The organism is Rhodococcus sp. T2V (genome assembly GCF_029269925.1).
In the GTDB taxonomy this organism is placed as follows: Bacteria; Actinomycetota; Actinomycetes; order Mycobacteriales; family Mycobacteriaceae; genus Rhodococcus_F; species Rhodococcus_F koreensis.
This window is the reverse complement of sequence record NZ_JARJBD010000024.1, coordinates 1-17365: the sequence shown is the minus strand read 5'-3', so window position 1 is coordinate 17365 and position 17365 is coordinate 1. Positions and strand designations below refer to the sequence as shown.

The 17365-nt window shown below is 68.5% G+C and carries 16 protein-coding genes; 7 read left to right on the top strand and 9 right to left on the bottom strand.

Annotation, left to right across the window (positions count from 1 at the left end; translation table 11 throughout):
• The first annotated feature begins 20 nt into the window (after positions 1-20).
• The 3 genes from P3H15_RS20855 to P3H15_RS20845 are packed head-to-tail and all read left to right on the top strand — an operon-like array spanning position 21 to position 2664.
• Positions 21-647, top strand: coding sequence for a TetR/AcrR family transcriptional regulator (locus tag P3H15_RS20855; protein WP_072947337.1), 627 nt, complete (start codon positions 21-23; stop codon positions 645-647).
• Complete coding sequence (locus P3H15_RS20850; protein WP_276139008.1) at positions 644-1642, top strand: nitrilase-related carbon-nitrogen hydrolase; 999 nt, start codon at positions 644-646, stop codon at positions 1640-1642. The genes P3H15_RS20855 and P3H15_RS20850 overlap by 4 nt, the downstream gene beginning before the upstream one ends.
• Positions 1639-2664: an agmatine/peptidylarginine deiminase gene (locus tag P3H15_RS20845; protein WP_276139007.1), complete on the top strand. Its 1026-nt coding sequence runs from the start codon at positions 1639-1641 to the stop codon at positions 2662-2664. The genes P3H15_RS20850 and P3H15_RS20845 overlap by 4 nt, the downstream gene beginning before the upstream one ends.
• Here the strand turns inward: P3H15_RS20845 and P3H15_RS20840 are convergent.
• Positions 2643-3896 carry an RNA polymerase sigma factor gene (locus tag P3H15_RS20840; protein ID WP_276139006.1) on the bottom strand — a complete coding sequence of 418 codons (1254 nt, stop codon included), beginning with the start codon at positions 3894-3896 and terminating at the stop codon, positions 2643-2645. The two genes, P3H15_RS20845 and P3H15_RS20840, sit on opposite strands and share 22 nt — an antisense overlap.
• Positions 3897-4598: a YciI family protein gene (locus P3H15_RS20835; RefSeq protein ID WP_276139005.1), complete on the bottom strand. Its 702-nt coding sequence runs from the start codon at positions 4596-4598 to the stop codon at positions 3897-3899. It abuts the gene before it with no gap.
• Between the two features lie 219 nt (positions 4599-4817).
• Between P3H15_RS20835 and P3H15_RS20830 the strand changes: the two genes are divergently transcribed.
• A complete protein-coding gene (locus P3H15_RS20830; protein ID WP_276139004.1) occupies positions 4818-8708 on the top strand; it encodes a Pls/PosA family non-ribosomal peptide synthetase in 3891 nt (1296 codons plus the stop codon).
• Between the two features lie 14 nt (positions 8709-8722).
• The gene (locus P3H15_RS20825; protein WP_276139095.1) at positions 8723-10021 is read left to right on the top strand and encodes a M1 family metallopeptidase; all 1299 of its coding nucleotides are present in this window, start codon (positions 8723-8725) and stop codon (positions 10019-10021) included.
• Here P3H15_RS20825 and P3H15_RS20820 read toward each other — a convergent pair.
• Both P3H15_RS20820 and P3H15_RS20815 read right to left on the bottom strand, forming a co-directional pair.
• On the bottom strand, positions 9952-11286 hold the full coding sequence (locus P3H15_RS20820) for an MFS transporter (protein WP_276139003.1): 1335 nt from the start codon (positions 11284-11286) through the stop codon (positions 9952-9954). The two genes, P3H15_RS20825 and P3H15_RS20820, sit on opposite strands and share 70 nt — an antisense overlap.
• Positions 11283-11930: a GntR family transcriptional regulator gene (locus P3H15_RS20815; RefSeq protein WP_095862977.1), complete on the bottom strand. Its 648-nt coding sequence runs from the start codon at positions 11928-11930 to the stop codon at positions 11283-11285. Before P3H15_RS20815 ends, P3H15_RS20820 begins: the two co-directional genes overlap by 4 nt.
• A 32-nt stretch (positions 11931-11962) precedes the next feature.
• On the opposite strand from P3H15_RS20815, the gene P3H15_RS55775 reads away from it, so the two are divergent.
• Complete coding sequence (locus P3H15_RS55775; RefSeq protein WP_369426196.1) at positions 11963-12145, top strand: DUF3253 domain-containing protein; 183 nt, start codon at positions 11963-11965, stop codon at positions 12143-12145.
• Here P3H15_RS55775 and P3H15_RS20810 read toward each other — a convergent pair.
• Positions 12081-12941, bottom strand: coding sequence for a LysR family transcriptional regulator (locus tag P3H15_RS20810; protein WP_276139002.1), 861 nt, complete (start codon positions 12939-12941; stop codon positions 12081-12083). The genes P3H15_RS55775 and P3H15_RS20810 overlap by 65 nt on opposite strands.
• Before the next feature lie 83 nt (positions 12942-13024).
• Between P3H15_RS20810 and P3H15_RS20805 the strand changes: the two genes are divergently transcribed.
• The gene (locus P3H15_RS20805) at positions 13025-14029 is read left to right on the top strand and encodes a bile acid:sodium symporter family protein (RefSeq protein ID WP_276139001.1); all 1005 of its coding nucleotides are present in this window, start codon (positions 13025-13027) and stop codon (positions 14027-14029) included.
• Between the two features lie 8 nt (positions 14030-14037).
• On the opposite strand, the gene ehuA is transcribed toward P3H15_RS20805, so the two are convergent.
• The 4 genes from ehuA to ehuB are packed head-to-tail and all read right to left on the bottom strand — an operon-like array spanning position 14038 to position 17098.
• Entirely contained in the window at positions 14038-14799 is a 762-nt protein-coding gene (gene ehuA, locus P3H15_RS20800; RefSeq protein ID WP_276139094.1) for an ectoine/hydroxyectoine ABC transporter ATP-binding protein EhuA, read from the bottom strand.
• Between the two features lie 19 nt (positions 14800-14818).
• Positions 14819-15463, bottom strand: coding sequence for an ectoine/hydroxyectoine ABC transporter permease subunit EhuD (gene ehuD / locus P3H15_RS20795; protein WP_124391783.1), 645 nt, complete (start codon positions 15461-15463; stop codon positions 14819-14821).
• Positions 15460-16191, bottom strand: coding sequence for an ectoine/hydroxyectoine ABC transporter permease subunit EhuC (ehuC, locus tag P3H15_RS20790; protein WP_276139000.1), 732 nt, complete (start codon positions 16189-16191; stop codon positions 15460-15462). The genes ehuD and ehuC overlap by 4 nt, the downstream gene beginning before the upstream one ends.
• Positions 16192-16213: 22 nt before the next feature.
• Complete coding sequence (ehuB, locus tag P3H15_RS20785; protein WP_276138999.1) at positions 16214-17098, bottom strand: ectoine/hydroxyectoine ABC transporter substrate-binding protein EhuB; 885 nt, start codon at positions 17096-17098, stop codon at positions 16214-16216.
• Positions 17099-17365 lie beyond the last annotated feature (267 nt).

Here is a 17365-nt window from a genome sequence, read left to right as displayed (position 1 = left end):
ACGAACCGAAGGAGATTCCGATGAGCGAGCGACGCGACGCGATCCTGAAGGCGAGCGCGACGGCGATTGCCCAGCGAGGCATCCGCGGGCTGCGCGTCAACGATGTCGCGGAGGTCGCGGGCGTCTCGCCGGGACTGCTGTACTACCACTTCAAGGATCGCATCGGCCTGCTCGAGGCCGCCCTGAACTACATCAACGACCGTGCCCGCGACTACCGCAGCGAAGGCGAGGGGTCCGCGGACTCCGCTCGCGACCGGCTCACCCGCTCGCTCCTCGGCGAGATCCAGGACCGCCCCGAGGTCGTGGAGAACTCGCTGGCCTGGAACGAGTTACGCGCCTCCGCGGTGTACGAGGAGGCGCTGCGGGAGCCCCTCGCGCGGACCACCGCCGCGTGGGTTGCCGAGATCGCCGACGCGATCACGCAGGCGCAGGCCACCGGCGAGATCTCCCCTTCCCTCGATCCCCGGCGCACCGCGGTCACGATGACCGCCCTCGTCGAAGGACTGTCCGGGCGGTGGCTCTGCAAGGAGATCTCCACCGAGGACGCCCGCTCCCATCTGCTCGGCGCGATCGACGTCGTGATGTCCGAGCCCCCCAACCGCACCACCGACAACCCCGTCACCACCAGAACGAAGGAAAAACGATGACCATCCGCACGATCACCGCGCTGCCCGCACCCTCCTCCCCCGCACGTTCCACGGCGTCCGCCCGCACTCCGCTGCGCGTCGGGTTGGTGCAGCACCGCTGGCTCGCCGACGCGGACGCATTGCGCACCGGGTTGACCGACGCGATCGGTGAGGCGGCGGCCCTCGGCGCAGAGGTGGTGTTCCTGCCGGAACTCACGCTGTCGAAGTACCCCGCCGACACCCGCGCGACCGGGACGCCCGGGCGCGACGCCGAGGACCTCACGACCGGACCCACATACAGTTTCGCGGCCACCGCCGCTGCCCGGCACGGGGTCTGCGTCCACGCCTCGCTGTACGAGAGGGCCGACGGCCCGGACGGTCTCGGTTTCAACACCGCCATCCTCGTGTCCCCGTCCGGTGAACTGCTCTCCCGGACACGCAAGCTGCACATCCCCGTCAGCGCCGGCTACTACGAGGACACCTACTTCCGCGGCGGTCCCGCCGACGACGCCTACCCCGTCTACCGGCCGGCCGAACTGGGCGGCGCCGCCATCGGACTGCCGACGTGCTGGGACGAGTGGTTCCCCGAGGTGGCCCGGATGTACTCGCTCGCCGGCGCGGAGATCCTGGTCTACCCCACCGCGATCGGGTCGGAGCCGAGCTTCCCGGCGTTCGACACGCAGCCGATCTGGCAGCACGTGATCGTCGGAAACGGCATCACCGGTGGCACATTCATGGTGGTCCCGAACCGGTGCGGCAACGAGGGCGGCATCGATTTCTACGGTTCCTCGTTCATCTCCGACCCGTACGGCCGGGTGCTGGTGTCCGCTCCCCGCGACGAGGAGGCGGTCCTCGTGGCCGACCTCGACCTCGATCAGCGCAAGGACTGGCTCGACCTCTTCCCGTTCCTGACCACCCGCAGGCCGGACACGTACACCCGGCTCACGGACGCCGTCGACCACGAGCACCCCTACGGTCTTCCGTCGATGGTCGCCGCCGCGGAGACCCGGCCATGACCTGGCGGATGCCCAGCGAGACGGAACCGCAGGAGCGGGTCTGGATGGCGTTCCCGCCCCTCGGGGCGTCGATGACCGCGACGGCGGACGACGCCCACGAGGCGCGGACCGCGTGGGCAGCGGTCGCCCACGCGGTCGCCGAATTCGAACCGGTCACCATGGTCGTCGATCCGGCAGACGGGAACGTCGCCCGGCAGTACCTGTCCCCGGACATCGACGTGGTCGAGGCGCCCCTCGACGACGCCTGGATGCGCGACATCGGTCCCACGTTCGTCCTCGACGAGGAGGACCGCCTGGGCGCCGTCGACTGGACGTTCAACGGCTGGGGACAGCAGGAGTGGGCCACCTGGGACCGCGACCGCTCCATCGGCGCGGCCGTCACCCGGTGGTCCGGCGCCCGGCCGGTCCCGTCGCCGATGATCAACGAGGGCGGCGGGATCCAGGTGGACGGCCACGGAACCGTGCTCGTCACCGAGACCGTGCAACTCGACCCACTGCGCAACCCCGGCCTGGACGCGGCCGGGGTCGAGGCGGAACTCGCGCGCACGATCGGCGCCGAGCACGTCGTCTGGCTCCCCCGAGGTCTGACGCGGGATTCCGAGAAATTCGGCACCAAGGGGCACGTCGACATCGTCGCGGCGCTTCCCGCACCCGGGGTGGTCCTGGTGCACTGCCAGCGCGACCCGTCCCACCCCGACCACGAGGTGACCGCCGAGATCCTGAAGGTGCTCTCCGACAGCCGTGACCGGTCCGGCGCGCCGTGGCGGATCGTCGAGGTGCCCGCGCCGACCGTCCTGCGTGACGAGGAGGGGTGGGTCGACTACAGCTACATCAATCACCTCGTCGTCAACGGCGGCGTCATCGCGTGCGGCTTCGACGACCCCCACGACGCCCTCGCCCGCGACATCCTGTCGAGCGTCTACCCGGGTCGTCGCGTCGTCACCGTCGACGCCCGGCAGATCTTCGCGCGGGGCGGCGGCATCCACTGCATCACCCAGCATCAGCCGCGCGGGCGGACCTGACCGGCAGCGGTGTCGCCGTCCACTTCCGCGAGCCGTCGGGTCAGGAAACGCCGGGTCGGTTCGTTCGCCGCCAGTCCGATCGCGGCGCGGTATTCCACGCTCGCCTCCGCCGGCCTGCCCACTCGGCGCAGCAGGTCGGCGCGGGTGGCGTGCAGGGCGTGTGTCCGGGCCAGCCGGGGCTCCCCGGCGAGCGCGTCCACCTCGGCGAGACCGGCGTCGGGACCGTCACGGAAACTCACGGCGACAGCATGATTGAGACGAACCGCGGGCGAGTCACCATACGCAGCGAGATCGTCGTATCCGGCGACGACGGCGTCCCAGTCGGTGGCTTCCCAGTCCGGCGCCGTCGCATGGGCGGCGGCAATCGCGGCCTGCGCGCTGTACGGACCGCCTCCCCGGCGCCGGGCGGCCCGCAGGCACACGACGCCTTCCTCGATCTTCGCCCGGTCCCACCGCCTGCGATCCTGGCACTCGAGCGGGACGAGGTCACCGGCGTCGTCGGTGCGCTCGGTCCGCCTGCTGTCGTGGAACAGCATGAGCGCCGTCAACGCCCACGCCTCACCCTCGTCCGGCATCAGCTCGCACAGCAACCGGCCGAGCCGCAGCGCCTCGTCGCAGAGTTCGTCCCGGATCGCGGTGTCACCGGACGTGGCCGAATACCCCTCGGTGAACACCAGGTAGATGCAGGCGAGCACCTGCGGGGTGCGCTCGGGAAGCAGATGGTCGGGCGGAACCCGGAACGGGATCCCGGCCGTCCGGATCTTGGCCTTGGCCCGGCTGAGCCGTTGGGACACGGTCGGTTCCGGGGCGAGGAACAACCGGGCAATCTCCGCCGGCCTCAGCCCGGCCACCAGCCGGAGCGTCAACGCCACCTGCGACTCCGAGGACAGCGCGGGATGGCAGCACGTGAACATGAGCCGCAACTGGTCGTCACGCACCGGCCACACCTCTTCCTCGTCCGGAGGCGGAACGAGCCGCGCCGCATCGTGCTCCTTGTCGCCGCGCAGCGACTCCCGACGCAACCGGTCCAGTGCCCGGTTGCGGGCGACGGTCGTGATCCAGGCTCCCGGGTTGTTCGGCACACCCGAACCCGGCCAGCTGCGGATCGCCTCGGCGAACGCCTCCTGCACCGCGTCTTCCGCGAGGGACAGGTCGCCGACCATCCGAGCCACGGTGGCCAGCGACCGACCGGACTCCTCCCGAAAGACGCGGCTCAGCGTGTCGCCGTCCATTTACTCGGCGAAGTCGACGATCTGCCGGAGTTCGATGCAGCCTTTCGGCGACACCGGGATCTTCGCCGACAACGCGATCGCGCTCTCCCGGTCGTCGGCTGCGAGCACGTACAGACCGTTCGCGACCTCGGCGGTCTCGGCGAAGGGGCCGTCGGTGAGCAGAAGTTCGCCGTCGCGGACGCGGATCGTCGTCGCGGAGTCCGGCGGATACAGGGCTCCGCCACCACGCACCGCGGACCCGGCGAGGCGACCGAACTTCTCGTGCTCGGCCATCCCCTCGTCCCACTGGGGTGTGCCCGGCGACACCGCCGCCGCCACCGGTTCGCGGAGCAGCGCCATCCAGCAGCCTTTCTGATCGGTCACGGGCATCCACTCGACCATCGGCCACAACTCGATGATCGCCTCGGGGATGTGCCGCGCGACATTCAGCACCTCGTCCAGGTCCGGTCCCTCGAGAACGTAAAAACCACCGATCACCTCCGCGGTCTCCGCGAACGGACCATCCGTGATCAGCGCGCGGCCGCCCTCGTTCCGGACGGTCGCCGCCTCCGCGGTCGGATACAAGGCACCACCTCCGACGATCGCGGAGCCCGCTCTCTCCGTGAACGCCTGATGGCGCGCAACGGCCACCGCGAACTCCGGACTGTCCGGTGCCCATTCGGTGGCGTTCTTCTCGTCCGCCAGCAATGCCAGGTAGTACATGGGGTCATCCTTCCTCGGTTCGAAGGAACTCGGGTGCTCCCTCTGACCAGACGACGAAGAAAAGGAGCGAACTTCTACATCCGCGGCGAGAAACCTCCAACAGCAGGTGAAGAATGGTCGAAGAAGGCCTGCCCACCACCAACTGTTCACCATCTGGCCACTTGATCGTGAGATAACGAGCCGTACGCACCACTACCCGCTCAGAGAAGGAATCCTGGATTGTCTCTCCAGTCGCCGACGGATTCGGACCTGTCGCTCCGTATACCCCGGGAATTCCTCCGCCGTGAATTCGCACCGGCGCCGCGCACCCTCGTCGACATCCTGTTCGCGACGGCCGAGGCGAACCCCGAAGCCCCCGCGATCGACGACGGCACCACGTCGCTGACGTACCAGGAACTGCTCGAGGAGATCCGGAAGACCGCCGACGTCCTCGCCGGATCGGGAGTCGGGGCCGGCGATCGCGTCGGAATCCGGATGCCGTCCGGGTCGTGCTCGCTGTACGTCGCCATCCTGTCGGCCCTCGCCGTCGGCGCCGCCTACGTGCCGGTCGACGCGGACGACCCCGAAGAACGCGCCGAACTCGTGTTCGGCGAGGCGCAGGTGCGGTGTGTGGTGACCGGTACCGGGATCATCGCCGGCACCGCAGCGGCCAGGGCGGACGCGCCGAGCGCCCGCCCGCCGACCGTCGACGACGACGCGTGGATCATCTTCACCTCCGGGTCCACCGGCACCCCCAAGGGCGTCGCGGTGAACCATCGCAACGCGGCCGCGTTCGTGGACGCCGAGGCCCGGATGTTCCTGCAGGAAGACCCGATCCGGCCCGGCGACCGGGTCCTCGCCGGACTGTCGGTGGCGTTCGACGCGTCCTGCGAGGAGATGTGGCTGGCGTGGCGGCACGGCGCCTGCCTGGTGCCCGCACCCCGGTCGCTGGTGCGCAGCGGCATGGATCTCGGCCCGTGGCTCGTCGCCCGCGACGTCAGCATCGTCTCGACGGTGCCGACCCTGGCATCGCTGTGGCCCGCCGAGGCCCTCGAGTCCGTGCGCCTGCTGATCTTCGGCGGCGAGGCCTGCCCACCCGAACTGGCCGAACGCCTCGCCGTCGACGGCCGCGAGGTGTGGAACACGTACGGGCCCACCGAGGCGACGGTCGTGGCCTGCGGCGCCCTGATGGACGGCAAGGGTCCGGTCAGCATCGGCCTCCCGCTGGACGGCTGGGATCTCGCCGTCGTCGACGCAGCAGGCGAACCCGTGCCCGAGGGTGAGGTCGGCGAACTGGTCATCGGCGGGGTCGGCCTGGCCCGGTACCTCGACCCCGCGAAGGACGCCGAGAAGTACGCGCCGATGCCGACGCTCGGCTGGGATCGGGCGTACCGGAGCGGCGACCTGGTCCGGCTGGACCGTGGCGGACTGCTGTTCCAGGGCCGCGCCGACGACCAGGTGAAGCTCGGCGGCAGGCGGATCGAGCTGGGCGAGGTCGACAACGCGCTGCAGAACCTCCCCGGCGTCGGCGGCGCGGCCGCGGCCGTGCGCCGGACCGGCGCCGGTCACCAGATCCTCGTCGGCTACCTGGCCAGCACCAATCCCGACTTCGACCTCAAGGCTGCGCACACGATGCTCACCGGCCAACTTCCGGCTGCGCTGGTCCCGCGGCTGGTGCTGGTCGACGAACTCCCCACCCGCACGTCGGGGAAGGTCGATCGGAACGCCCTTCCCTGGCCGCCGCCGGGCGTCGACGACGCCGCGGAGAAGCTGGGTCTCGAGGGCACTCCGGCGTGGGTCGCCGAGTTGTGGACGTCGATTCTGGGCGCCGAGATCACCGGCACCGACGACGACTTCTTCGAACTCGGCGGTGGTTCCCTCTCCGCCGCCCAGCTGGTCACGGCGCTGCGCGAACGGTTCCCCGAAGTGACTGTCGCGCAACTCTACGATCATCCGCGGCTCGGTTCCCTCGCCGAATACCTCGACGAACTGGCGCCGATCGACGCCGCCGAACCCCGCATCGTCACCCCGACCCCGCGGCGAAGCCAGCTCGCGCAGATCGCGGCCACGGTTCCGCTCACCACACTGACCGGTCTGCAGTGGGTGACGTGGCTGGCGATCGCGAACAACGTCTTCTCCTGGTTCACGACCGTGCCCTGGGCGCCCACAGTGTCGTGGTGGTGGATTCTGCTCGCGTTCTTCGCGTTCATCAGCCCGGTCGGCCGGATGGCGATCTCGGTGCTCGGTTCACGGATCCTGCTGCGCGGACTGGAACCGGGAACGTACCCCCGCGGCGGCAGCGAACACCTGCGACTGTGGGTGGCACTGCGCCTCACCGAGGCCAGCGGCGCCGCGAACCTGTCCGGGGCCCCGTGGATGCTCTACTACGCGCGGGCGCTCGGCGCCGACGTCGGCAAGGGCGTCGACCTGCACACGCTGCCGCCGGTCACCGGCATGCTCGAACTCGGCGACGGCTGCTCCGTCGAACCGGAGGTCGACCTGTCCGGGCACTGGGTGGACGGCGACGTCGTCCACATCGGCGGGATCAAGATCGGCCCCGGCGCCTCGGTCGGCGCGCGATCGACGCTGCTGCCCGGCGCCACCATCGGACGTAACGCCGAAGTCGAGGCGGGTTCCGCCGTGTTCGGACGCGTCAAGGCCAACCAGCACTGGGCCGGTTCACCGGCGGTCAAGGTCGGCAAGGCGGTCCACCCGTGGCCGGAAGAGACCCCGCGCCGCTCCGCCTACTGGGTCCCCGCGTTCGGCGTGACGTCCATGCTCATCGCCGGACTGCCGATCTTCGCTCTCGTCGCAGGCATCGTGGTCGTCGGGTGGTGGATCCGCGACGCGGCCACGGTCGGGGCGGCCGCACTCCGGTCGCTGGTGATCCTTCCCGCCGCGACCCTCGTCAGCCTCGCCGTGTTCGCCGTCCTCACGGTCGTGTCCGTCCGGCTGCTGTCGATCGGATTGCGCGAGGGCTACCACCCGGTCCGCAGTCGCATCGGCTGGCAGGTGTGGGCCACCGAACGGCTCATGGACTCGGCCCGCACCTTCCTGTTCCCGCTGTACGCGAGCCTGCTGACACCGGGGTGGCTGCGGTTGCTCGGCGCCCGGATCGGCAAGAACGTGGAAGCGTCGACCGTCCTCATGCTGCCGAAGTTCACGACCGTGGCGGACGGCGCGTTCCTCGCCGACGACACGATGATCGCGAGCTACGAACTCGGCGGCGGCTGGATGCACATCGAACACGCCAAGGTCGGCAAGCGCGCGTTCCTCGGCAACTCCGGGATGACCGGTCCGGGCCGCCGGGTCCCCAAGAACGGTCTCGTCGCCGTGCTGTCGGCCACGCCGTCGAAGGCGAAATCCGGTTCCTCCTGGCTGGGCAGTCCGCCCGTCCGCCTCCGCCGGGCGCCCGGCGACACCGACGCCTCCCGCACGTTCCGTCCGCCGTTCCGGCTCAAGGTCGCGCGTGCCATCGTCGAAACGTGCCGTCTCCTCCCCGTGATGGTGACGTTCGGGATCGGGCTCGGCGTGCTGTTCGCGGTGGAGGTGATGGCCGGCCGCGTCGGGTTCTGGCTCGCGGCGCTGGCCAGCGGGCTCGTGCTCCTCGTCGCGGGTGCGGCCGCCGGACTGATCTCCGTGATCGCGAAGTGGCTGGTGGTGGGTCGGATCGGGAAGATCGAACACCCGCTGTGGAGTTCGTTCGTGTGGCGGAACGAGGTGTCGGACGCGTTCGTGGAGACCGTCGCCGCGCCCTGGTTCGCGCGCGCCGCCACCGGCACCGCCGTGCTGAACGTCTGGTTGCGCGGCCTCGGCGCCACCATCGGCAAGGGTGTGTGGTGTGAAACCTACTGGCTCCCCGAGGCCGATCTCGTGACACTGGGCGACGGGGCGACCGTGGAACGGGGGTGCGTGGTGCAGACTCACCTGTTCCATGATCGGATCATGTCCATGGACACCGTCATCCTCGGAGCCGGAGCCACCCTCGGTCCGCACTGTGTCGCGCTGCCCGCCGCCCGGATCGGCGAAGGCGGCACGGTCGGACCGGCCTCCCTCGTCATGCGCGGCGACACCGTGCCGCCGTCCACGCGGTGGCAGGGGAACCCGATCGCCCCCTGGGCGGCCACGTGAAGTCCGACAAGGGGATGGACGAGCCGGTCGACCCGTACCTCCCCCAGAACGGCAACCGTGGATACCGGGTGTCCCGGTACGAACTCGACCTCACCTACAAGGTCCACAGCAACCGGCTGACGGGCAAGGCCACGATCACCGCGGTCACGACCGCGGTACGTTCCCGGTTCGCCCTGGACCTGGCGGCCGGCATGCACGTCACCAAGGTCGCGGCCAACGGTTCCCGTAACACGAAGTGGCTGCACCGCAACGGCAAGCTGATCGTCACGCCCGCGCAGAAGATCCCCGCGGGCGGCGCTCTCGTGCTCACCATCCAGTACGGGGGTTCGCCGAAACCGATCCGCAGCATGTGGGGTGAGGTCGGGTGGGAGGAATTGTCCGAGGGCGCCCTCGTCGCCAGTCAGCCCAACGGGGCGGCGTCCTGGTTCCCGTGCGACGACCATCCCAGCTCGAAGGCCAGCTACCGCATCGCGATCACGACCGATTCGCCGTACTACACGGTGGCCAACGGCGCGCTGGTGAGCAAGCAGACCCGGGCCAGTCAGACGACGTGGGTGTACGAGCAGACCGAGCCGATGCCGAGTTACCTCGCCACCATCCAGATCGGGCCGTACGAGCGCCGCAGGTTCGGTTCCGGTGGTGTTCCCATGTTCGCCGTCCACCCGCCGCGGCTGCGTGCGTCGTTCGACGTGGATTTCGGCCGACAGCCCCAGATGATGGACGTGTTCTCCCGGTTGTTCGGCCCCTACCCGTTCGCCGACTACACGGTGGTCGTGACGGACGACGAGTTGGAGATCCCGCTCGAGGCGCAGGGACTGTCCATCTTCGGCGCCAACCATTGCACCGGCCGGCGCTGGGCCGAGCGTCTGGTGGCGCACGAACTGGCCCACCAGTGGTTCGGCAACAGCCTGACGCTCGGCCAGTGGCGGGACATCTGGCTGCACGAAGGCTTCGCCTGTTACGCCGAGTGGATCTGGTCGGAGAACTCCGGTGGACATTCGGCGCACCAACTCGCCCTGCAGGCGCATCAGGGCCTGGCCCGTAAACCACAGGACCTGGTGATTGCCGATCCGGGACCGCAGTTGATGTTCGACGACCGCGTCTACAAGCGCGGCGCGCTCACCCTCCACGCCCTGCGGCGCCGGCTCGGCGACGACAAGTTCTTCGCGTTGCTGCGCGAGTGGACCCTGGCCCATCGCCACTCCACCGTCACGAGCGAGCAGTTCACCGACCTGGCCGCCCACTACACCGACGAATCGCTGCGCCTGCTGTGGGATTCGTGGCTCGGGGAGAAGACGCTGCCGTCGATGTGATCCGACGCCGCTTCCGAATTCGGCAGGTGCGAACGCCACTTCGTGAGTGCGAGCGCGAGGCAGCCGGCGGCCGCGACCGCGCCGAACACGAACATTTTCGGGTACGGCACCGCCGGGAACGTCTCGGACAGGTACGCCATCACGACGGGTGTCCCGAATCCCAGATACGTCAGCGAGTAGAAGACGGCCGTCAGTCCGGCGAGGTCGTCGGGGCCCGCGATCCGCTGGATCTCCTGTAGTCCCGACACCATGGCCATGCCGTATCCGCAGCCGAGCACGACGGCCGCGGCGAGCGCGAGCGGGACGGTCAGCGCGGACGCGGCGATCACCGCGACACCCATTCCGGCGACGACGACAACGAGCGAGACCACGACGGCCCGCGCGTTCCGGGGAGTGTCGATCTTGCGGCCGAGAGCCTGGATGGCGAAACCCGCCCCGAGGCCGACCATGCACATGAGCGCGGAGAACGCGAGCGGCAGCCCACCGGTGTTCCGGGACATCAGCGACGGGAGCACCGCGTAGGCGGCGGCCGCCGTGCCGAACACCCACGGTGCGAGCGGCACGATCACGAACAGGAAACGCTTGTGCGCGGCGGACGGGATCGCGAGGTCGCGGGCGAGGGAGGCTCGTTCGGAGACGGGCTGGGCCGCGCGGGTCTCGGGCGCCCGCCACAGCGCGAAAGCTGCGGCGACGGCGATCGCGCTGTGCACGGCGTAGGACAGGACGCTCGGCAGCGGCGCCCACTGCGCGAGAACACCGGCGGCACCGGCACCGAGGCCGAACCCACCCGTCAGGCTCATCGCGGCCCGCCGCGCACCCGCACCCTCCGCGGCCGCGGGATCCCACGGCGGGGTCGACAGTTCCTTCACCCAGCTGCCGCCGACGGCCATGCCGAGGCCGAGCGCGACGCCGCACAGGACGCGGCCGACGACGATCATCGCCGCGGAGTCGGCGCCGAGGGCCAGGAGTGCGGAGCCGGCGACCGTCAGGAACGGCGCGGGGAGCAGGATCGGCCGTCGTCCCAGCCGGTCGGACAGTGGTCCGCCGAGGAGCAGTGCAGGCACGATCCCGACGACGTAGGCGAACAGGAACAGGTCGACCGTGACCGGTGAGAATCCGTGATCGGCGCGGTACATACCGAGCAGCGGCGTGAACTCGTTGCCACCCCAGGCGACGGCGAACATGGTCGCGGCCACCAGCATCCAGGTGCGCGGCGACGCGAGGACCTGCGGCATCTCCATCGGGTATTCGCGGACGGCGGTCATCGCGCAACTCCTCTCGGGTTGAGGGCGTGGACCTGGCGCATGTGGACGAGCACCGCGGCGTCGAAGCCGGCGGCGTCACCGGCCTCGACGAGTTCCGTCAGCTGTTCGTGGTCGGCGATGATCCTGGGCAGCTGTCCCGGGTCGCGAGTGATCGAGTGTGCCGTCATCCGGCGCTGACGCTCGCGGATGCTGGAGTAGAACGTCGCGAGCAGCGGGTTCTCGCCCGCCTCGACGATCATCCGGTGGAAGTCGGCGTCGGCGGCGCTGAAGGCGGCGACGTCGCCTCGTGCGGCGATCTCGCGCTGCTCCGCGAGATTCTCGCGCAGGCGGGCGACGAGGAGTTGGCGGGCGTGCGGCTGATCGGCGAGCACCCGGACGCTGTGTGTCTCGACCAGTTGGCGGGCGTCGACCACGTGTTCCGCCTCGCCGTCCGCGACGGGCACGACGAGCGCGCCGCGCTTCGGATACAGCCGCATCCAGCCCTCGGCCTCGAGCCGGAGGAAGGCCTCGCGCACGGGGGTGCGGCTGAGCCCCATGCGTCCGGCGATCTCGCCCTCGCTGATCAGCTCACCGCCGGGCAGGCCGCCCGACAGGATGAGCTCTTTGACCTCACGATAGGCCTGCTCCGCGGCGGAATACAACATAGACACAAGATGTATTTATACGCCGGTGACCGGTGCCGGGTCTATGTCGAGACGGCCACTGTGAGCTCTATCTCCACGGGTGCGCCGGACGGCAGGGACTTGAATTACCGACAGCTCGACGGCCTCGGCGCACGGCGTCCCCCGCCGAGGTCACGCGCGCAGTCGATCCGCGTTCTCGAGGATGGCGGCGCGCAATGCCTGCTCCGGTTCGCTGAGGACGCTCCGACGTGCCTCCAGCACGAATTCGACGTCGACCGCGGGCCCCCACTCGTCGCGCGAACGCATCCGCACCGGAACCAGCCCCGCGGGTGGAAGGGTCTCCGCGTGGAACACGACGCCGAGACCCGCGAGGCAGGCGGCCCGCAACCCGTTCAAGCTGTCCGTCACACAGGCCACGCGCGCGCCGCGCCCGGATTTCTCCAGGGTGTCCAGCGCCGCTGCCCGCGTGATCGACGGCGGCGGGTACGTCACCAGCGGCACCGGGCCCTCGGCGTCCGGCACGAAATCGGGCGCGGCGAAGAACGCCAACCGGTCGGTCCACACCAGTTCCCCGTGCCGGTCTCCTCGGCGACGCTTCCCGAAGACCAGGTCCAGCCGGCCTTCGTGCAGTTGCTGGAACAGCACTTCGCTCAACGCCACGGTGAGTTCGAGATCCACGAGCGGATGGCTGCGCCGGAACTCGCCCAGGATCCGGGGGAGTTCGTGCAGAACCAGATCTTCGGACGCGCCGAACCGGACGCGTCCGCGCACCCCGGACTGCGTGAAGTAGCGTTCGGCGTCCGAGTGCCGCTCGAGTATCGACGTCGCGAACCCCACCATCACGGAGCCGTCCGCCGTCAGTTCGACCGAATGCGTGTCCCGCAGAAACAGGCGGCGACCGGCAGCGTTCTCGAGTTTGCCGACGTGCTGGCTGACCGTCGATTGCCGCAGGTCCAGGCGCCGGGCGGCGGCGGTGAAGCTCTTGGTGCGCGCGACCGCCAGGAAGCTCCGCAGGTGAACCGGATCGAACATGACCCATTGTTATCACGGTTCGGCATTACAGTAAACGTCACTATCGCCTTTCGAAATATCCGCGGATTCCTTACGGTCGAACCATGCTGACCAAGATCCCGCTGCTCGGAAGACTCGATCCGTTCATCATCGGCATCCTGATCACCGTCGGGATCGCCAGCCTGGTCCCCGCTGACGGCACGGCCCTGACGGCGTTCACCTGGGCCACGAAGGTTGCTGTCGGAATTCTGTTCTTCCTCTACGGCGCCCGGCTCTCCACGCAGGAGGCGCTGCAGGGCCTGCGTCACTGGCGTCTCCACCTCACCATCCTCGCTGCGACGTTCGTCATCTTCCCGCTCCTCGGAATCGCCGCACGCGTGCTGGTCCCGACGATCCTGACCCAGCCGCTGTACCTGGGCCTCCTGTATGTCTGCCTCCTGCCGTCGACCGTCCAGTCGTCGATCGCCTTCGTGTCGATCGCACGGGGGAATGTGCCCGGGGCGATCGTCAGCGCGTCGTTCTCCAACATCCTCGGCATCTTCGTGACTCCGCTGCTCGTGGCGTTATTGATGACGAGCGAGGGGGCGGGCTTCGACGCGTCCTCCGCGATCGGCATCCTCGTCATGCTGCTGCTCCCGTTCATCGCCGGCCAGTTGGTGCGACGGTGGATCGGCCCCTGGGTGAAGAAGCACGGCGCGCCGCTCAAGCTCGTCGACCGGGGATCGATCCTGCTGGTTGTCTACGTCGCGTTCAGCGAAGGAATGAACGAGGGCATCTGGGGCACGCTGTCCGTCGGCCGGCTCCTCGGCCTGCTCGCGGTGTGCGCGGTGCTGCTCGCGATCGTCCTGTCCCTCACCTGGTTCGGGTCGAAACGACTCGGGTTCGACCGGGCCGATCAGATCACGATCACGTTCTGCGGGTCGAAGAAGAGCCTCGCCACCGGTCTTCCGATGGCCACGGTCCTGTTCGCCGGCCAGCCGATCGGCCTGATCGTGCTGCCGCTCATGCTGTTCCACCAACTGCAATTGCTGGTGTGCGCGTGGATGGCAGGCCGGCTGGCACGGCGCGCTCCCGCCGACGACGCGGAACTCGCGACCACCTCACGCTAGTCCGGGAATCAGTCGGCCAGCACGGCCTTCAGGAACGTCTTGGTGCGCTCGTGCTTCGGTGCGGTGAAGATCGTGGCCGGGTCGCCTTCTTCCACGATGCGGCCCGCGTCGAACATCATCACCCGATTCGACACGTCCCGCGCGAACTGCATCTCGTGCGTGACGATCAGCATCGTGATGTCGGTGGTGCGCGCGACGTCCCGGAGCACGTCGAGGACGTCCGCCACCAACTCCGGATCCAGTGCCGACGTCACCTCGTCGAGCAGCAGGATGTCGGGGTCCATCGCCAGGGCTCGCGCGATCGCGACCCGCTGTTGCTGACCACCGGACAGCTGCGTCGGGTGCGCGGTCTCCTTGTCCGACAGACCGACCGTCTCGAGCAACTCGCGTGCCCGCTTCGTAGCCGCGGCCTTGTCCAGGCCGAGCACGTGGATAGGCGCTTCGGTGATGTTCTCGATCACGTTCATGTTGGGGAACAGGTTGAACTGCTGGAAGACCATGCCGATCCGGCGTCGTATCCGGCGCACGTACTTCTCCGACGCCGGAACGAGTGTGCCGCCCTTCTCCTCGTGCGTCAGCGGTGCTCCGTCCACCCAGATGACGCCGTCGTTCACCTTCTCGAGGGTCATGAGCAACCGCAGGATCGTCGTCTTCCCCGATCCGCTCGGACCGATGAGGGTCACGCGGTCGCCGCGTTCGACCTGAAAATCCAGGTGATCGAGCACGACGTGGTCGCCGAACTGCTTGACGACGTCGTCGAATCGGATCATCGGGGTTGCTGCGCTCGTGTCATCGGGCAAGACGTCTCTCCAATCGCCGTATGAGCAGGGACGTCGGGTAGCTGGCGAGCAGGAAGATCACACCCGCCAGCGTCAACGGTTCGAGGTACTGGAAGTGCCGGGCACCGAACTGTTGTGCGGCCGTCACCATCTCCACCACCGTGATGGCGAACAGGAACGGGGTGTCCTTGAACATCGACACCGCGTAGTTGCCCAGCGCGGGGACGACGCGACGGATGGCCTGCGGCAGGATGATCGCCCGCCACGTCCGGGTCGGCGCGATCGACAACGCCCGCGCCGCCTCCCACTGACCGACGGGCACCGCTTCGATCCCCGCCCGGTACACCTCTGCCATGTACGTCGAATAATGAATTCCGAGCACCGCCACACCGATCTGCAGCGGCGACAGTCCCGTGAACGTGTAGTACACGAACAGCAGTTGCACGACGAGCGGCGTCAGCCGGATGAATTCGCTGACCGCGCGGACCGGCACACTCACCCACCGCGGTGCGGCCTGCCGGATCAATGCGATGACGAGTCCGAGTACGACTGAGATCAGGAACCCGAGCACGGTGGCGATCAGGGTGATCTTGAAACCCTCGAGCAGCACGGGCAGGGCCTCGAATGCGCGGTCCCAGCTCCAGTGGGCACTCATTGTTTCGCCGCCTCCAATCCCCGCGGATCGGACGGTGCGAGACTGAAGATCTCACGCAGAGACGGTCCCGTGCCGAGGCGATTCTTCGCCCGCACCTCGAGCGCGTTCATCAACAGCGTCAGCACATAGCCGATGACGAAATAGATGACGAGCCCGACACCGAACGCGAACAGCGTGTTCCCGGTCGTCTGCCGGAGCTGATCGATCTCGAAGGTCAAGTCCTGCAAAAGGATGTAGCTCGCGAGCGCCGTGCCCTTGAGGAGCTGGATGAGCAGATTCGTCAGCGGCGGAATCATCTCTGCCCACGCCTGCGGGAAGACCACCCGGCGCAGCCGCTGCCAGTGACTGAAGTCCAGTGCCGTCGCCGCCTCCCACTGCGATTGCGGCACCGAGTTGATCGCACCGCGGACCACCTCGGCTCCGTAGGCGCCGTAGTTGAGCCCGAGCGCGAGGATCCCGCACAGCACCGGGTCGAGGAGATAGCCGAACAGCGGAACCACGTAGAACAACCAGAACAGCTGCACCAAAAGCGAAGTACCCCGGAAGAATTCGATGAACGCACGAGCCGATCCCCGGACCACGATGTTGTGGGCACGGGCTGCCAAACCGAGTACGAGCGCGAGCACGAACGCCAGGAGCGCGCCTCCCGCCGTCAGCTGGAGCGTGACGACGATGCCTTCCTGGATGCTCGGCCACGCATCCAGCAGCGCGTCGATGTTCTCCTTCACAAGCAGCAGACCCCGGCGACGATCAGCCGGTCTCGCCGCAGAGTTTGGCGGTGGTCAGGTTCGGATCGGGCAGTTCCTCTTCGGTGAATCCGAACGGTCCGACGATCGACAGGTACTTCTCCTTGTCGGAGGTGATCTTGGCGAGTTCGGCGTTGTAGGCGTCACGCAACTCGGTGTCCTCCTTCCGGAAGACCGTTCCGCCGGCACCGACCTGGGGTACCCCGTCGATCACGGCGACAAAGGAGTTGGTCACCTCCACCGGCGCCTGCGGGTTGTTCTGCGCCAGCCAGTTCAGCGAGATCCCGGTGAGCGCAAAGACATCCGCACGCCCGTTGGCGACGGCATCCATGCCGTCCTGCGGCGACGCCACCTGCATGGCGTCGATTCCGAGTTGCTGCGCGTAGTCCGATTCGATCGCCCCGGTCATCGCGGCCATCCGCACACCGCTCTGCTGCACCGACTGCATGTCGGTGAGGTTCGCGGGATTGCCCTTGGGCACCATCAGCGCGGTCGTGTAGTTGAATTCCGGCTCACTGAACGCTGCCTGCTCGCAGCGCTGCGGCAGGATCGACATGCCGGCACTGACAACGTCGAAGCGGCGCGCCTGCAGTCCGGGAATGAGGGCTCCGAAGTCGGTGCTCACGCCCTCGACGTTGTCGATGCCGAGGTTCTTGAAGATTTCCCGGTGCAATGCCACGGTGGCGCCGGTCAACTGTCCGTCCTGCTCGAAGCTGTACGGCGCCTCGCCGGCGAAACCGACGGTCACCGTTCCGCTGTCCTGCAGTTGCTGGAGGAGCGATCCGCCGCTCGCCGTGTCGGTCTTCGTGCACCCCGCGACGGAGCCGGCGGCCACCATCAAGCCTGTGAACGCGACAGCCGCTCTGACAGCCGGACGTTGTTTCGACATCGTGCTCGTCACCACAGATTCCCCTTCGTCACCTCGGGTGATCCGGGAGGACGCGCACCGCACGGCACGATCCCAACGGATCTGCCCGGGCCACGTTACGCAGGCGAAGGACCTGCCAAAGAGGAACCGGGGGGACGTTACCGCAGCGTTATCAAGTTGCGGTGGGCGAAAGTGTTGTGGAATGCCGAAAGCCCCCCAACAAGGTTGGGGGGCTTTCGGTAACGGATGTTCGGCGGTGTCCTACTCTCCCACACCCTGTCGGGTGCA

What these genes read in the sequence shown, in the direction of transcription:
- P3H15_RS20855 (WP_072947337.1), top strand. Translation starts at nt 21, where the DNA reads ATGAGCGAGCGACGCGACGCGATCCTGAAGGCGAGCGCGACGGCGATT.
- P3H15_RS20850 (WP_276139008.1), top strand. Translation starts at nt 644, where the DNA reads ATGACCATCCGCACGATCACCGCGCTGCCCGCACCCTCCTCCCCCGCA.
- P3H15_RS20845 (WP_276139007.1), top strand. Translation starts at nt 1,639, where the DNA reads ATGACCTGGCGGATGCCCAGCGAGACGGAACCGCAGGAGCGGGTCTGG.
- P3H15_RS20840 (WP_276139006.1), bottom strand. Translation starts at nt 3,896, where the DNA reads ATGGACGGCGACACGCTGAGCCGCGTCTTTCGGGAGGAGTCCGGTCGG.
- P3H15_RS20835 (WP_276139005.1), bottom strand. Translation starts at nt 4,598, where the DNA reads ATGTACTACCTGGCATTGCTGGCGGACGAGAAGAACGCCACCGAATGG.
- P3H15_RS20825 (WP_276139095.1), top strand. Translation starts at nt 8,723, where the DNA reads ATGGACGAGCCGGTCGACCCGTACCTCCCCCAGAACGGCAACCGTGGA.
- P3H15_RS20820 (WP_276139003.1), bottom strand. Translation starts at nt 11,286, where the DNA reads ATGACCGCCGTCCGCGAATACCCGATGGAGATGCCGCAGGTCCTCGCG.
- P3H15_RS20815 (WP_095862977.1), bottom strand. Translation starts at nt 11,930, where the DNA reads ATGTTGTATTCCGCCGCGGAGCAGGCCTATCGTGAGGTCAAAGAGCTC.
- P3H15_RS20810 (WP_276139002.1), bottom strand. Translation starts at nt 12,941, where the DNA reads ATGTTCGATCCGGTTCACCTGCGGAGCTTCCTGGCGGTCGCGCGCACC.
- P3H15_RS20805 (WP_276139001.1), top strand. Translation starts at nt 13,025, where the DNA reads ATGCTGACCAAGATCCCGCTGCTCGGAAGACTCGATCCGTTCATCATC.
- ehuA (WP_276139094.1), bottom strand. Translation starts at nt 14,799, where the DNA reads ATGATCCGATTCGACGACGTCGTCAAGCAGTTCGGCGACCACGTCGTG.
- ehuD (WP_124391783.1), bottom strand. Translation starts at nt 15,463, where the DNA reads ATGAGTGCCCACTGGAGCTGGGACCGCGCATTCGAGGCCCTGCCCGTG.
- ehuB (WP_276138999.1), bottom strand. Translation starts at nt 17,098, where the DNA reads ATGTCGAAACAACGTCCGGCTGTCAGAGCGGCTGTCGCGTTCACAGGC.